Origin of the sequence: Massilia forsythiae, assembly GCF_012849555.1 — a bacterium.
GTDB lineage: Bacteria > Pseudomonadota > Gammaproteobacteria > Burkholderiales > Burkholderiaceae_D > Telluria > Telluria forsythiae.
Genome location: NZ_CP051685.1, coordinates 906,735 through 921,863 on the forward strand (window position 1 = coordinate 906,735; position 15,129 = coordinate 921,863).

Annotated in this window: 13 protein-coding genes; 9 read left to right on the forward strand and 4 right to left on the reverse strand. The window is 66.2% G+C overall.

Features of this window, described 5'->3' with window-relative positions:
* The first annotated feature begins 165 nt into the window (after positions 1-165).
* The 4 genes from ubiA (at position 166) to HH212_RS03915 (ending at position 2,174) form a co-directional block, all read left to right on the forward strand.
* Complete coding sequence (ubiA, locus tag HH212_RS03900; protein ID WP_169434178.1) at positions 166-1,020, forward strand: 4-hydroxybenzoate octaprenyltransferase; 855 nt, start codon at positions 166-168, stop codon at positions 1,018-1,020.
* Positions 1,021-1,118: 98 nt separating this feature from the next.
* The gene (locus HH212_RS03905; RefSeq protein ID WP_169434179.1) at positions 1,119-1,439 is read left to right on the forward strand and encodes an ElaB/YgaM/YqjD family protein; all 321 of its coding nucleotides are present in this window, start codon (positions 1,119-1,121) and stop codon (positions 1,437-1,439) included.
* A complete protein-coding gene (locus HH212_RS03910; RefSeq protein WP_169434180.1) occupies positions 1,439-1,864 on the forward strand; it encodes a phage holin family protein in 426 nt (141 codons plus the stop codon). The genes HH212_RS03905 and HH212_RS03910 overlap by 1 nt, the downstream gene beginning before the upstream one ends.
* Positions 1,857-2,174, forward strand: a complete 318-nt coding sequence (locus HH212_RS03915) for a hypothetical protein (protein WP_169434181.1) — start codon at positions 1,857-1,859, stop codon at positions 2,172-2,174. Before HH212_RS03910 ends, HH212_RS03915 begins: the two co-directional genes overlap by 8 nt.
* A gap of 142 nt (positions 2,175-2,316) precedes the next feature.
* Here the strand turns inward: HH212_RS03915 and proC are convergent, their stop codons facing one another.
* Together proC and HH212_RS03925 are read right to left on the reverse strand one after the other, a co-directional pair.
* Positions 2,317-3,135 (reverse strand): pyrroline-5-carboxylate reductase, encoded by an 819-nt coding sequence (gene proC / locus HH212_RS03920; RefSeq protein WP_169434182.1) that lies wholly within the window; start codon positions 3,133-3,135, stop codon positions 2,317-2,319.
* Between the two features lie 31 nt (positions 3,136-3,166).
* Positions 3,167-3,868, reverse strand: coding sequence for a YggS family pyridoxal phosphate-dependent enzyme (locus HH212_RS03925; RefSeq protein WP_169434183.1), 702 nt, complete (start codon positions 3,866-3,868; stop codon positions 3,167-3,169).
* Between the two features lie 88 nt (positions 3,869-3,956).
* Here HH212_RS03925 and HH212_RS03930 point away from each other — a divergent pair, with 88 nt between their 5' ends.
* The 4 genes from HH212_RS03930 to HH212_RS03945 all read left to right on the forward strand — a co-directional run bounded on the left by HH212_RS03930 (position 3,957) and on the right by HH212_RS03945 (position 8,849).
* Positions 3,957-5,000: a type IV pilus twitching motility protein PilT gene (locus HH212_RS03930; RefSeq protein ID WP_169434184.1), complete on the forward strand. Its 1,044-nt coding sequence runs from the start codon at positions 3,957-3,959 to the stop codon at positions 4,998-5,000.
* A gap of 17 nt (positions 5,001-5,017) precedes the next feature.
* Complete coding sequence (locus tag HH212_RS03935; RefSeq protein WP_169434185.1) at positions 5,018-6,154, forward strand: PilT/PilU family type 4a pilus ATPase; 1,137 nt, start codon at positions 5,018-5,020, stop codon at positions 6,152-6,154.
* A gap of 256 nt (positions 6,155-6,410) precedes the next feature.
* Positions 6,411-6,896 (forward strand): glutathione peroxidase, encoded by a 486-nt coding sequence (locus HH212_RS03940; RefSeq protein WP_308633268.1) that lies wholly within the window; start codon positions 6,411-6,413, stop codon positions 6,894-6,896.
* A 282-nt stretch (positions 6,897-7,178) separates the two neighbouring features.
* The gene (locus HH212_RS03945; protein WP_169434187.1) at positions 7,179-8,849 is read left to right on the forward strand and encodes a rhamnogalacturonidase; all 1,671 of its coding nucleotides are present in this window, start codon (positions 7,179-7,181) and stop codon (positions 8,847-8,849) included.
* Positions 8,850-8,864: 15 nt separating this feature from the next.
* Here HH212_RS03945 and HH212_RS03950 read toward each other — a convergent pair whose 3' ends face one another.
* Positions 8,865-10,019, reverse strand: a complete 1,155-nt coding sequence (locus tag HH212_RS03950; RefSeq protein WP_169434188.1) for an epoxide hydrolase family protein — start codon at positions 10,017-10,019, stop codon at positions 8,865-8,867.
* Positions 10,020-10,122: 103 nt separating this feature from the next.
* On the opposite strand from HH212_RS03950, the gene HH212_RS03955 reads away from it, so the two are divergent.
* Entirely contained in the window at positions 10,123-10,845 is a 723-nt protein-coding gene (locus tag HH212_RS03955) for a TetR/AcrR family transcriptional regulator (protein WP_169434189.1), read from the forward strand.
* Positions 10,846-10,968: 123 nt separating this feature from the next.
* Here HH212_RS03955 and HH212_RS03960 read toward each other — a convergent pair whose 3' ends face one another.
* Entirely contained in the window at positions 10,969-15,114 is a 4,146-nt protein-coding gene (locus HH212_RS03960; protein ID WP_169434190.1) for a DUF4214 domain-containing protein, read from the reverse strand.
* Positions 15,115-15,129: the final 15 nt, after the last annotated feature.

A 15,129-nucleotide genomic window follows, 5' to 3' on the forward strand; every position in this document is an offset into this window, starting at 1 on the left:
CAAGTCAGCGATACCACGATCTTTTTTCAGATCCCGACTTCGGAAGCTTACTATGGGTCCCCGCCTTCGCGGGGACGACGCACCAGGCGAATCGACGGTTTCGGCCAAAGCGTACCCGTCGGCACGCTACAATCCGGGTTTGCCGATCACCGATCCGAATCCCTCATGACCAAGCTGGCGCTGTACCTCCGCCTGATCCGTGCCGACAAGCCGATCGGCATCCTCCTGCTGTTGTGGCCGACCCTGTGGGCCTTGTGGATGGCATCAAGCGGCCATCCGGACCCCGCCATCGTCGCCATCTTCGTGCTCGGCACCGCGCTCATGCGCTCCGCCGGCTGCGCCATCAACGACTACGCCGACCGCGACTTCGACCGCCACGTCAAGCGCACCGTCGACCGTCCGCTCACCAGCGGCCGCATCGAGGGCTGGGAAGCGCTGATGGTGGCGGCGGTGCTGGCCATCGTTTCCTTCCTGCTGATCCTGCCGCTCAACACGCTCACCAAGCAGCTGTCCGTGGTGGCGGTGATCGTGGCCGGCAGCTACCCGTACTTCAAGCGCTTCTTCGCCATTCCGCAAGCGTATCTGGGGATCGCGTTCGGCTTCGGCATCCCGATGGCCTTCGCCGCCGTGCAGGGCACGGTGCCGGCGGTGGCATGGTGGCTGCTGGCGGCCAACGTGTTCTGGGCGGTGGCCTACGACACCGAATATGCGATGGTCGACCGCGACGACGACATCCGGATCGGCATCCGCACCTCGGCCATCACCTTCGGCCGCTACGACGTGTTCGCCGTCATGCTCTGCTACGCGCTGGCGCTGGGCATCGACCTGGCCTGCGGCTGGCTGCTGGGCCTGCGCTGGTGGTTCGTGGCGGGCGTGGCCGTGGCGGCCGGGATGGCGCTGTACCACTACACGCTGATCCGCGGACGCGAGCGCATGCGCTGCTTCGCCGCCTTCCGCCACAACAACTGGCTGGGGGCCGCACTGTTCGTTGGCGTCGCGCTGGACTATGCTTTAAGATAATATTGTCTGATATATATTACTGAATACATGGTGCATGGAGACAAGCACCTGTCGCTTCGCTGCCCCGGCAGCGCCACATACTACGAACGAGGTATTCCATGATGGAAAAAATCCCTACCCAATCCGGCGCCACCGACCAACTGCTGTCCGACCTGAAAGGCGTGATCCAGGATGCGGAAACCTGGCTGCGCCAGAGCACCCAGCTGACCGGCGACGAATTGAAGGCGGCCAAGGCCAAGTTCGAGCGCACCATCGGCAAGGCCAAGGAAGACATCGTCCGCATCGAGCAGACCGTGGTCGAAAAAACCAAGGCCACCGCCAAGGCGACCAACGAATACGTGACCGAGAATCCATGGAAATCGGTCGGCCTGGGCACCGCCGTCGGTGTCGTGCTCGGCATGCTGATCGCCCGTAAATAATGGCTATCCTGGCGGCTGCACGCTGCGCAGCATCGACCCTGCTGGACATGGCGCACACGCGCCTGGCGCTGGCCGCGGTGGAATTCCGCGAAGACGCCCAGCGCATGCTGGTCTACCTGGCCATGGGCGCGGTCGCGGTATTCCTGGTGTGCGGCGCCATCATGCTGGCGGCGCTGTTCGTGATCGTACTGTTCTGGGATACCTACCCGCTGCAGGCCACGGCCGGCATGGCGATCCTGTTCGCGCTGGGGGCCCTGGCCATCCTGCTGAAGATCAAGAGTGCGCTCGGTGCGCATCCGCCGATGTTGCAGAGCACGATCGCCGAGCTGAAGAACGACGTGGCGCAGTTGCGCGGCCACGCCGCCGCGGTTACCTCGAGCAACCCGGCCGAACGCCATGCCCACCCGGAGAAGACCCATGGATAAACCGAGCCTGGACCAACAGCGCCGCGACCTGGTCGCGCGTTGCGCCGTACAGCGCGCCGAACTGGCGGACGAGCTGCGCGCCTTGCGCCCGTCGGCTGCCGTCGGCGACATGGCGGCGGCCAATCCGGCCGCCGTGCGGGTGATGGAGTACGTCAACGGCCACCGCAAGCTGGCGCTGGGCGCGCTCGGCGTCGTGGTGGGGCTGGCGCTGTTCCGGCGCAAGTCGCTGGCCGGCGTGGCGACCTCGGCGATGTCGGCCTGGAAGCTGGCGCAGGGGGCGATGTCCCTGATGGGACGCTACCGACAATAATCGTAGGGTGGACGGCTTCGCCGTCCACGCGTTCAAGCGGCGTTCGAACGGCCGTGCGGTATGCATGCGTTCCGTGAACGCGTGGACGGCCTAGCCGTCCACCCTACGCATCGCGTCCGACGACGATGCGCCATTCTCCGGCTCACGCATCCCGCCCCAACTCGTCACCCAACTCGCGTCCGCGCGCCGCGGCAGCCTGCATCGCCGCGACGATCGCTTCCTTCACGCCCGCCGCTTGCATGCTGGTGATCGCCGCATGGGTCGTGCCGCCCTTCGAGGTCACGCGCTGGCGCAGGGTTTCCAGCGATTCCTCCGACTGCGCCGCCAGTTGCGCCGCGCCGATGAACGTCTCCAGCGCCAGCTCCCGGCCCTGCTGCGCCGACAAGCCCATGTCCAGCGCCGCCTGCTGCATCGCTTCCAGAAAATAGAACACGTAGGCCGGGCCGCTGCCCGAGACCGCCGTCACCGGGTCGATCAGCGCTTCCTCGTCCAGCCACACGGTCTTGCCGACCGCCCGCAAAATGCGGTCGGCGGCATCCCTTTGCGCGTCGCTCACGCCCGCCATCGCCACCATGCCGGTGATGCCCTGCCCGATCAGCGCCGGCGTGTTCGGCATGGTGCGCACGATGGCGCCGTAGCCGCCCAGCCAGCGCGACAGGTCGGCGCCGCGGATGCCGGCGGCGATCGACAGCACCAGCGGACGGTTCGTCAATTCCGCCTGCAGGCGCAGCGCCACGTCGCGCATCTGCTGCGGCTTCACCGCCAGCACGATCACGTCGGACGCGCCGACCGCGGCGCCGATCCCGGGCGCGGTGCCCACGCCGTATTGCGCGCCCAGGCGCGCCAGCGCATCCTGGCTGGGATCGACCACGTGGATGTCGGCGGCTTGCGCCACCTTGCCGGCCAGGCCGGCGATGAGGGCCGCGGCCATGTTGCCGCCGCCGATGAAACTGATCTTCATGTGCTTCCTTCCGAAAGAGCGTCAGGCGCTCTTACTCATAGTGGCGCGCGCCGAAGATGGCGCTGCCCACGCGCACGATGGTGGCGCCTTCCAGCATGGCCGCATGCATGTCGGCCGACATGCCCATCGACAGCGTGTCGATGAAGATGCCGGCCTTGACGATGTCGCGCGCCAGCGTGCGCAGCTGCGCGAACGGCTGGCGCTGCAGCTGCGGGTCGGCCTGCGGCTCGGGAATCGCCATCAGGCCGCGCAGGTGCAGGTTCGGCAGCGCCGCAACGGCGCGCGCCAGCGCCAGCACTTCGCCTGGCTGGGCGCCGCTCTTGCTGGTCTCGCCGCTGATGTTCACCTGCAGGCAGACGTTCAATGGACCGCGCTCGGGCGGGCGCTGTTCCGACAGGCGCTGGGCGATCTTGAGGCGCTCGACCGTGTGCACCCAGTCGAAGTGGGTGGCGATCGGGCGCGTCTTGTTGCTCTGGATCGGGCCGATGAAATGCCATTCCAGCGCCAGGTCCGGTCGCGCTTTCGCCACAGCGGCGATCTTGTCGACGCCTTCCTGCAGATAGTTTTCGCCGAACGCGCGCTGGCCGGCATCGACCGCTTCCAGCACCGCTTCCGCAGGGAAGGTCTTGGAAACGGCCAGCAGTTCGACCGTCGAACGCGGCCTGGCGGCGGCCTTGCAGGCTGCTTCGATTGTCGCTTCGACAGCTTGCAAGTTCTCGGCGATTATGGACATAATGATTTTCTGTAGGAAATATTTTTATGCGGCAATACTGGACATGACCATGTGACAACCCGGTCTTGAGCCAACACAAGGATTATAGATGGACATTTCGGAACTCCTCGCTTTCTCCGTGAAGAACAAGGCGTCGGACCTGCACCTCTCGGCCGGCCTGCCGCCGATGATCCGCGTGCACGGCGACGTCCGCCGCATCAACCTGCCGCCGCTGGAGCACAAGGACGTGCACGGCATGATCTATGACATCATGAACGACGGCCAGCGCAAGCAGTACGAGGAAATGCTGGAGTGCGACTTCTCGTTCGCGATTCCCGGCCTGGCGCGCTTCCGCGTCAACGCGTACAACCAGGAACGCGGCGCCGCCGCGGTGCTGCGCACGATTCCCTCGAAGATCCTGTCGCTGGAAGAATTGAACGCACCGAAGATCTTCGCCGAACTGGCCTTGAAGCCGCGCGGCCTGGTGCTGGTGACCGGCCCTACCGGTTCCGGCAAGTCGACCACGCTGGCGGCGATGGTGAACCACCTGAACGAGCACGAGTACGGCCACATCCTCACCATCGAAGACCCGATCGAATTCGTGCACGATTCCAAGAAATGCCTGATCAACCAGCGCGAGGTCGGACCGCACACGCTGTCCTTCAACAACGCGCTGCGCTCGGCGCTGCGCGAAGACCCGGACGCGATCCTGGTGGGCGAACTGCGCGACCTGGAGACCATCCGCCTGGCGCTGTCGGCCGCCGAGACCGGCCACCTGGTGTTCGGCACCCTGCACACCTCGTCGGCGGCCAAGACCATCGACCGTATCGTCGACGTGTTCCCGGCCGAAGAGAAGGAAATGGTGCGCGCGATGTTGTCGGAATCGCTGCAGGCGGTGATCTCACAGACGCTGCTCAAGACCAAGGACGGGTCCGGCCGCGTGGCCGCGCACGAGATCATGATCGGTACCCCGGCGATCCGCAACCTGATCCGTGAAGCCAAGATCGCCCAGATGTACTCGGCGATCCAGACCGGTTCCAACGCCGGCATGCAGACCCTCGACCAGAACCTGACCGACCTGGTGCGCCGCAACGTCATCTCCAGCATGGCCGCGCGCAGCGCCGCCAAGATCCCCGAAAACTTCCCCGGCTGAGCCACAGGAACCCCGACATGGAACGCGACCAGGCCTCCAAATTCATGTTCGACCTGCTGCGCCTGATGGTGAACAAGGGCGGCTCCGACCTGTTCATCACGGCCGGCTTTCCGCCGGCCGTCAAGATCGACGGCCGCATGACGCCGGTCTCCAGCCAGCCGCTCACCGGCGCCCACACGGCCGACCTGGCGCGCGCCATCATGAACGACAAGCAGGCGGCCGGCTTCGAGCTGAGCAAGGAAGCCAACTTCGCCATCAGCCCGGGCGACCTGGGGCGCTTCCGCGTCTCGGCCTTCATGCAGATGGGGGCGGTCGGCATGGTGCTGCGCGTGATCACGACGACCATTCCGAAGTTCGCCGAGCTGGACCTGCCGGAGGTATTGAAAGACGTGATCATGACCAAGCGCGGCCTGGTGATCATGGTCGGCGCCACCGGTTCCGGCAAGTCGACCACGATGGCGGCCATGGTCGGCTACCGCAACGAGCACAGCTACGGCCACATCATCACCATCGAGGACCCGGTCGAATTCGTCCACCCGCACAGGAATTGCGTGATCACCCAGCGCGAGGTCGGCGTGGACACCGACAGCTTCGAGGCGGCGCTGAAGAACTCGCTGCGCCAGGCGCCGGACGTAATCCAGATCGGCGAAATCCGCGACCGCGAAACCATGGAGCACGCGATCGCCTTCGCCGAGACCGGCCATTTGTGCCTGGCCACGCTGCACGCCAACAGCGCCAACCAGGCGCTCGACCGCATCATCAACTTCTTCCCGGAAGAGCGGCGCCAGCAGCTGCTGATGGACCTGTCGCTGAACATGAAGGGCCTGATCTCGCAGCGCCTGATCCCGAGGAAGGAAACCAAGGGCCGCGTGGTCGCCATCGAGATCATGCTGAACTCTCCCTTGATTTCGGACCTGATCTTCAAGGGCGAAGTCCACGAGATCAAGGAAATCATGAAGAAGTCGCGCGAGCTCGGCATGCAGACCTTCGACCAGGCGCTGTTCGACCTGTACGAGGCCGACAAGATTTCGTACGAAGATGCGCTGCGCAACGCCGACTCGGTGAACGACCTGCGCCTGAACATCAAGCTCAACAGCAAGCACGCGAAGAACCGCGATTTCTCGGCCGGCACCGAAACCCTCGGCCTGGTCTGAACCGGACGCCGCGCCTTGCGGCTTCCGTTCCTCCGGTTCCCGCAGGGTGGATGGCTACACCCTGTCGTCCGCTTCCACGCGACGTCCGCGCCATCCACGCGTCCGGCACACCTTGCGTTTCACGTTCGCCACTACGCATCCCATCGTCCTCCCCGCATCTCCCCGCACCGCCGCGTGTCTCCCGTCTGCGCCGTTGGCACCGCTTTGGCGTACACTCTTGCCCATAAGTTATCAGGAACACTTGTATGCAGGAATCATCATGAACGTCTTCAATTTCCAGGCCACCTCGCTCGCCGGCAAACCGGTCAAGCTCGCCGAATACCGTGGCAAGGTGCTGCTGATCCTGAACACCGCCAGCAAATGCGGCTTCGCCACGCAATACGAAGCGCTGGAAGAGCTGTACCACCGTTTCAAGAACCGGGGACTGGAAATCCTCGGCTTCCCCTGCAACCAGTTCGCCAGCCAGGAACCCGGCAGCGCCGCCGAGATCGGCGCCTTTTGCGAGCGCAACTACGGCATCAGCTTCCCGATGTTCGCCAAGATCGACGTCAACGGCGACCATGCGCATCCGCTGTGGAAGCACCTGAAGGCCGAGGCGCCGGGCTTCCTGGGCACCGAAAGCATCAAATGGAACTTCACCAAGTTCCTGGTCGGGCGCGACGGCAAGGTGATCCGGCGGTATGCGCCGCGGACCAGGCCGGACAATATGATCGTGGAGATCGAAAAGGCGCTCGCTCAATAAGCTGCTGCCGGTCACGCCGTCGTCCCCGCGCAGGGTGAAGAATGCCACCGGCATTCTTCACCCCATGCTGAGTTGCCGAAGTCAGGTGCTTGGAATGGCCGGAATACTTCCAAGATAACGAATTGGATATTCGGTATGGGTCCCCGCTTCCGCGGGGACGACGGTCTCAAGGCAAGCGGCCTCATAGCGGTCACTGGTCTCGTCGCAATCGATCACGATCTTGCGCGTGCCGCACCCGCCGCGAATGCTACCTTGTCGGGCACGATTCCAGGACCAGACACCATGCCTCCATTCCGTACCACGCGCCGCGCCTGCCTCAAGGGCATCGCCGCGGCCGGCGCCGCATCCGCGCTATTCCCGCTCGCCGCCGCCCATGCCGCCGCGCCGGCCAATGCCTTCGACGTGCGCAGCCACGGCGCGCGCGGCGACGGCGTGACGCTGGACACCGCCGCCATCAATGACGCCATCGCCGCCGCGGCGCAGGCCGGCGGCGGTACCGTGCTGTTCCCGGCCGGGCGCTACCTGAGCTTTTCGATCCACCTGCGCAGCAACGTCGCGCTGTACCTGGACGCCGGCTGCGTGCTGATCGCCGCCGACCCGGCCACGGACGGCGGCCGCTACGACGACGCCGAACCGAACCGCTGGGACGCCTACCAGGACTTCGGCCACAGCCACTGGCACAACAGCCTGCTGTGGGGCGAGAACTTGGACAACCTGACGATCGCCGGACCGGGCCGCATCTGGGGCCGCGGCCTGACGCGCTCCGGCCCCGGCGCCAACCGCCCGCTGAAAGCCGGCGACATGCCCTCCTCGCTGGGCGGCGCCGACCCGATGGGCGAGCGCACGCGCCAGGGCGCGAGCTTCGGCGCCGAGATGGCCGGCAAGGGCAACAAGGCGATCGCGCTGAAGAACTGCCGCAACGTCACGCTGCGCGACTTTTCGATGCTCAAGTGCGGCCACTTTGCCGTGCTGGCGACCGGCGTCGACAATCTGACCATCGACAACCTGAGCGTGGACACCGAGCGCGACGGCTTCGACATCGATTGCTGCCGCAACGTGCGCATCGCCAACTGCGCGGTCAACACGCCCAACGACGACGCCATCTGCCTGAAAAGTTCGTATGCGCTGGGCGCGGCACGCTTCACCGAGCGCGTCACGATCACCAATTGCCAGGTGTCCGGCTACGACCTCGGCACCTTCCTGGACGGCAGCTACGGCACCACGCAGACCGAAGCACCGGACAAGGAAGGCGTGTGCGGCCGCATCAAGCTGGGCACCGAATCGAACGGCGGCTTCAGGAACATCGCCATCGCCAACTGCGTGTTCGCGCATTGCCGCGGCCTGGCCATCGAGAGCGTGGACGGCGCGCTGATCGAGGACGTCACGGTCGACAACCTCAGCATGCGCGATCTGACCACGGCGCCGCTGTTCATCCGCCTGGGCCGGCGCATGCGCGCGCCGCAGGGCACGCCGGTGGGCGCGATCCGGCGCGTCAACATCAGCAATGTCACCGTGTCCGGCGCCAACGCGCCCTATGCCTCGACCGTCGCCGGCCTGGCGGAAGCGCCGGTCGAGGATGTGCGCATCAGTAACCTCACGGTGCTGCACGGCGGCGGCGGCGGCAAGGCAGCGGATGCACAACGTCCCATTCCCGAGCACGCCGACCATTATCCGGAGCCGAGCATGTTCGGCGTGACGCCGGGCTACGGCCTGTTCGTGCGCCACGCGCGCAACCTGCAGGTGCACCATGTCGATCTGCGCAGCACCGCCAACGAAGGGCGGCCGCCGGTGGTGCTGCACGATGTCGACGGCGCCGCCTTCGATCACGTGCGCTTGATGCACGCCGCCGGTACGCCGACCTTCCTGCTGCGCGACGTGCGCGGGTTGACGGTAAAGGAAGCAGAGGGCATGCGCGACCTCGCGCGCGCCAGCCATACGCAGGCCAGTTATTGATCCGTTGCGGCCGGATCAGCGCGCGAAGCGGAATGTCGCGCGTACCTCCGCCACGAAATCGTCGGGACGCTCCAGCGCGGCGAAGTGCCCGCCCTGGGCCAGCTCGCCGAAATGCACCAATTGCGAGAAGCGCCGCTCGGCCCAGCGCCGCGACAGGCGCAGCTGTTCGCCCGGGAACATGCTGATGCCGGCCGGGACCCGGATCGGATCGGCCGCCGGCGCGCCCTGGCGCATCGCCTGCATCGCTTCCCAGTAAAGGCGCGCCGAACTGGCGCCGGTGTTCGGCAGCCAGTACAGCATGATGTCGTCCAGCAGCTCGTCGCGGTCGAACACGCTTTCGACGTCGCCGCCGCAATCCGCCACGTCCTGGAACAAGGCATAGATCCAGGCCGCCAGGGCGACCGGCGAATCGGCCAGGCCGAAGCCGACCGACTGCGGCCGCGTGCTCTGCAGCTTGTAGTAGCCCGCATACTCGTCCATGTAGCGCTGCGCCGCGTCGAGCATGGCCTGCTCCTGCGGCGTGGCCTCGGCACGTTCCTGCGCGGTCGGCTGGTACATGACCATGTTCAGGTGGATGCCGAGCAGGCCGGGCGGCGCCCTGCGGCCGAGCGCCATGGTCACCGCCGCGCCCCAGTCCCCGCCCTGCGCGGCCCAGCGTTCGTAGCCCAGCCTTTGCATGAGCGCGATCCAGGCGTCGGCGATCCGATCGGGGTGCCAGCCGGTTGCCGTCGGCTTGTCCGAGAAACCGAAGCCGGGCAGCGAGGGAACGATCAGGTGGAAGGCATCGTCCGCCTTGCCGCCGTGCGCCACCGGATCGGTCAGCGGCCCGATCACCTTGCGGAATTCCAGTACCGAGCCCGGCCAGCCATGCGTCATCAGCAGCGGCAGCGCATCCGGCTCGGGCGAGCGCACGTGCAGGAAATGGATGCCGAGGCCATCGATTTCGGTGCGATGCTGCCCGAAGCCGTTCAGCAGCGCCTCGCAGCGGCGCCAGTCGTAACGTTCCTGCCAATGCGCGGCCAGCGCCTGCAGCTTGGCCAGCTGCGGTCCCTGGCTGGTATCGCCGACGGTTTCCGCATCGGGCCAGCGGGTGTGCGCCAGGCGATCGCGCAAATCGTCGAGGTCGGCTTGGGGAATCGACAGATGGAAAGCGTGGATTGCATCCGGCATGATGACTCCTTTGGTTGGCGGTGCGCATACAATCGGGAATAACGATGCACCATAATTGAACTGAACGGTTCAGTCTATTTTAACACGGCATTTGATGGATACAATGATTTTACGAACGCGCGCCGGCACGAAAGCGCAGGTACAAGAAGGACGCGGCACGGGCGGACGTCCGCCATCCAGCCGCAAGGGCGAGGTCGATATCCGCATCCTGGAGGCGGCGACCCGGCTATTCCTGCGTCATGGATTCGAAGGAACCAGTTGCGACCAGGTGGCGGCCGATGCGCGCGCGGGAAAGGCCAGCATTTATGCGCGCTATGCCGATAAGACGGCGCTGCTGCGCGCAGTGGTCGACGCCAGCCTGGCCAGGCTGTTTCCAGACGCGACGGCGCAAGGGCCGGACCGGGCGCCGGCCGCGCAACCGCTGCAGCCGCTGCAGCCGCTGCAGCCGCTGCGCGAACGTTTGCACGAGGCGGGAATGCGGGTGGTCGAAGCAGCCTTGTCGCCCGATGCGCTCGCATTGCTGCGGCTACTGGTCGCCGAAAGCCCACGCTTTCCGGACTTGGACCTGGACGCCGCCGGCATCCGCCGCCGGATCGGCACGCAGCGCATCGCCGCGGTACTGGCGGCGGGCGCGCCGGATGACGCAGCCGTGGCCGCCAGGGTGGCGCCTGCCGCCGCCCGCTTCACCGAACTGGTGCTGGCGCCGCCCTTGCTGCTGGCCCTGCTGGGAGAAGAGCCCGGTTTGCTGGCCGCCGCGGCGCCGGTCCGGATCGGCGCGGCGATCGACGCGCTGCAGGCGAGCGGCGTGCTGGACGGCTTGGACTGAAGAGCCGACGCCAATGAAAACAAAACATCCTCCGCCGCGTCGCCGCAGCGGAGGATGTTCCTGTTCATGACAACCCGTTGGCGGCCTCGCATCCGGAAACCGGTTGCAGGCCGCACACGGCAGTCAGCCGTTGGTGGACGATGGCGGCGGGAGCGCCGCGACGCCGACCAGCTGGATATCCGCGTTGTGGATCACGCCGCCCGAGAACACATTGACCACCGTGAGTTCGCCGGCGTCGATCTTGCCGTTGTCATCCATATTGTTGTAGTAGAACAGGACACCGTGGTCCTGGTCGTTGGCCAGGATCAGCACGCCATGGTCCTGCTGGATGTCGCCGAAGTCGAGCACGCTGTTGAGCGTTCTGGCGTCGTAGCCCAGGTCGCTTTCGAAGCTGCTGATGCGCAACGGCCCGGATACCGCGACCTCGACCGCTTCCTTGTCGGCGGTGACGATGTACGGCGACTTGTCGGCCACGGCCCAGCTAATGGCGCCGTTGCCGTCGGCATCCACCAGGCTCGCGGCCTGGCCGCCCAGCAGGATCTTGTCGTTGCCGCTGTCAAAGCCCAGGATGAGGTCCTGGGCGCCTTTGACGAACTGGTTGTAGACGATGCGCAGGGTGCCGCCGTTGTCCGCGATCAGGTCCATGCTGTGGCCGCTGGTAATCTGCGTGGTCGACTGGCCATCGTCGATGAACGCGGTGTTCAGGCTGGTGCCGGCCTGGTCGACGGTGCCGCCGGCGGCCTTGAGCGTCTGGCCGATGACGAAGCCCTGCACCAGGGTCTTGCCTGCCACACCGCCGGCGAAGGTCGTGCTGCCTGCGGCGACATACCCCTTGCCCGATTGCCCATCGGTCAGGAAGGTGTCGTCGCTCCAGCCCAGCCGGTACAAGCCCAAGGCAGGGGCGCTGCTCAGGTGTACGCCGCCCTGGAATACGCTGAAAGCGCTACTGTCCAGGTAGTTCGCCGCGGTGACGGTCGCGACGCCGGTATGCATGTCCTGCAGCACCAGCGTGGCCTTGTTGGCCGCGCCGTCCTGGCTACCTGCGCCCTTGGCGGCGATAATGTTATCCGGCGTCGTATTCATGAAGATCCCGCCGCTGCCCAGGTCGAAATCGACCGAGCTCACCACCGATTTTTCCGGCACGTTGTTGGCGGTGCTGTCGATCAGCTGGCTGGCCACCGCGCCTTCGTTGCCGGCGGCATCGACCACGCGCACATCGACGGTGTGGTCGGACAGGCCCAAGTCGATGCCGTCGATGGTCAGCGTGTGGGTGGCGCCGTTCCAGGCGCCGTCGGTCACCGAAGCCCATTTGCCGCCATCCACGCGGTATTCGAAGGCGTCGCCGGCATCCAGGCCGGCGCCATACGTAAAGTAGACGGCAGCGCTGCTCAGGTCGGTCACGCTCGGCGCCGTTGCCTTGGCGCCCTGCACGTGGTCGAACACCGGCGCCAGCGGCGCGTGCGTATCGAGCGTCGCGCCGAGCGTGTTGGAGGCGGCACCGACATTGCCGGCGGCGTCGTACTGGCGCACCTGGATATCCGCATGACCGTCGCCGGCGCGCGACAGGTCGAGCGTGGCGGTACCGCTATTGCCGACGGTGTCGCCGAAGCTCCAGTGCTTGCCCCCGTCGATACTGTATTCCCAGGCGGTGGCGGCCGTGGTGTCCAGCCCGCTGATCGAGACCATGCCGACGTTGGTGATGCCGTCGCCGGCGATCCCGCTGTCGGTCAGCATGGCGATCACCGGCGCCGCCGGCGCGTGGGTGTCGAGCGTGATCAGGTTGTGATAGTAAAAGCTGACGTTGCCGGCGGCATCGGTCTGGCGCACTGCGACGTCGTTCAGGCCTTCGTGCAGCAGCGGCGCTTCCCTGGTCCAGGCGGCGCTCGCTTTCGGGGATTCGCTGCGCGTATCGCCGGCCAGGTATTCCACGATCGCACCGTCTTCCACGCCGCTCACGGTGTAGCCGGGGTCGCTGGTCACCATGTCGTAGACCGAACCGAGCGCGGCGCCGGCAGTGTCGTTGTTCAGCACCACGTACGGCATGGCGGCATAGTGGTCGTACACGATCTTCTGGCTGACCGGGGTGGTGGTCGCGCCGTTGTCGTCGGCCGCGCGCAGGGTGACGGTGGTCTGCAGGTTCGGCTGGGTCTCGATCGGCGCCTTGAGCCACCACTTCGGACCCAGTGGTGTGCCTTGGGTCAGGTCGACCCCGGCGATGGTGACCACATGGTCGGCGGCCGACACGGTGAGGCGCGCGGTGGACCAGGTGACGCCGTCCAGGCTGTATTCGAAATGCTGGCCGATGCCCAGGTCCTTGCCGGCGTAGCTGAACTGCACGGCGACGCTGCCGACGTTGGTGACGTTGTCGACCACGGTGTCGCGTTCGCCCTGGGTCACGCCCTTGAAGGCAATGTCGAGCGAAAACGCGGGCGCGGCGGCGTCGAGTGTGAAACCGACGTGGTTGGAGGCGGTGCCGACGTTACCGGCCGCATCATACTGGCGCACTTGCACGTCCTTGACGCCGTTGCCTTGCGCGGTCAGGTCGAGCACCGCCTTGCCGCTGCCATCGTTGACGGCGCCGAACGTCCAGTTCTTGCCGCCATCGACGCTGTACTCCCATGCGCTGGCGCTGTCGAGGTCGAGGCCGCCGATCGACACGCGGCCATCGCTGGTGATGCCGTCGCCGGCGATGCCGCTGTCCTTGACCAGCGCGATCACCGGCGCCGCCGGCGCCTTGGTGTCGAGCGTGATCTCGACGTGCGAGATCTTGCTGACGTTGCCGGCCGCATCGGTCTGGCGCACCGAGAAGCTGTTCAAGCCTTCCTTCAGCTCGGGGGCGGCGGCGCTCCACTTGGCGCCGGGGATGACGAGCGACTGCATCTGCGGCGCTGCCTGGTTCGGGCCGGTGTTCTCGATCATCGGCGTCGTCACGGTGTCGACCAGGAATTCGACCGTGGCGCCGGCCTCGATGCCGTCCAAGGTATACGCACTGTCCCTGGTCACCATGTCGTAGTCCGAGCCGATCTGCGCACCGGCGGTGTCGTTGATCAGTACCACGTGCGGGGTGGCTGCGTAGTGGTCGTACACGATCTTCTGCTCCGCACTGGCGCTGGTCGTGCCGTTGGCGTCGACCGCGCGCAGGGAGACCGTGGTGGTCAGGTTCGGCTGGCCCTCGACCGGAGTCTTGATGTGCAGGTTGGGCGCGCCCGAGCCGGCCGCAATGCCTTGGGTCAGGTCGATGCCCTTGATGGTGATGACCCCGCCCGCCGTGTCGGCGACGATGCCCTTGCTGATCCAGTGGACGCCGTCGGTGCTGTATTCGAAGTGCTGGGCGCCTTGCGTCTTGCCGGCGTAGCTGAACCGGACGTCGGCATTGGCGACGTTGGTCACGTTGTCGATGCGGGTATCGCCTTCGCCCTGGGTCACGCCCTTGAAGGCGAGGTTTACGTAATAGGATGGATAGACCACGTCCACCGCCGCCGGCAGGCCACCGCTGGCGAGGGCGTCCACCACGTCGTGCAGGGTGGCGTCGGACGGCATCACCTGCAGCACCTTGGCCATGCCGCCGCCGCGCAGCAGCGAATCGAGCGTGGCCGGATTGCCGGCCGCTGCCTTGGCGGTATCAGCCAGCGTCTGCGCCAGCGCCGCCGGATCCGCGTTGCCGCGGGCGGTGTCGAACAGGGCGAGCAAGGTGGTGCCGGTAGCGATGGCGTCGACAACGGCCGGTGTCTTGGTGGCCGTGTCGGCGAACGAGACGGCCGCCTTCACCAGCATATCCATGTCCTTGGCGCCGGTCTCCAGGGTCACCGCGCGTACCAGGACGCGCGCCGCCTCCACCGCAGCGTAGCCGGAATAGCTGCTGCCCGAGCTTTGCACCTGGGTAGTAAAGCTATCCATCGCCTGCTTGCGCAGCTCGACCAGCTGGCCGTCGCTGCCCTGTGCGCCGTTCATGATGGCGATGGCGACGTTGGCCAGGCTGGTCTTGCCGTTGTTCATCACGTCGAGCCAATAGGCGACGCCGGCGGCATCCGGGGCGCGGTTGAACAGTTGCTGGTAGATGTCGGTAATGCGCGCGCCGGCGTCTTCGCTGCCGAAACGGGCGGTTGCCTCGGCGGAAGTGGAAAATGCAGTCGAAATGGCGGTCAGGTCGCCGTTGGCCTGCTGGAGCTGGTTCGACCAAAAGGCCAGCCCTGCCGGATCGGCCGGGCGCCCGTAGAAGGCCAGGTAAAAGGAATTAACGGTGGAATCGTCGCTGGTTTGGGATGTCATGATCTCTCTCATAGC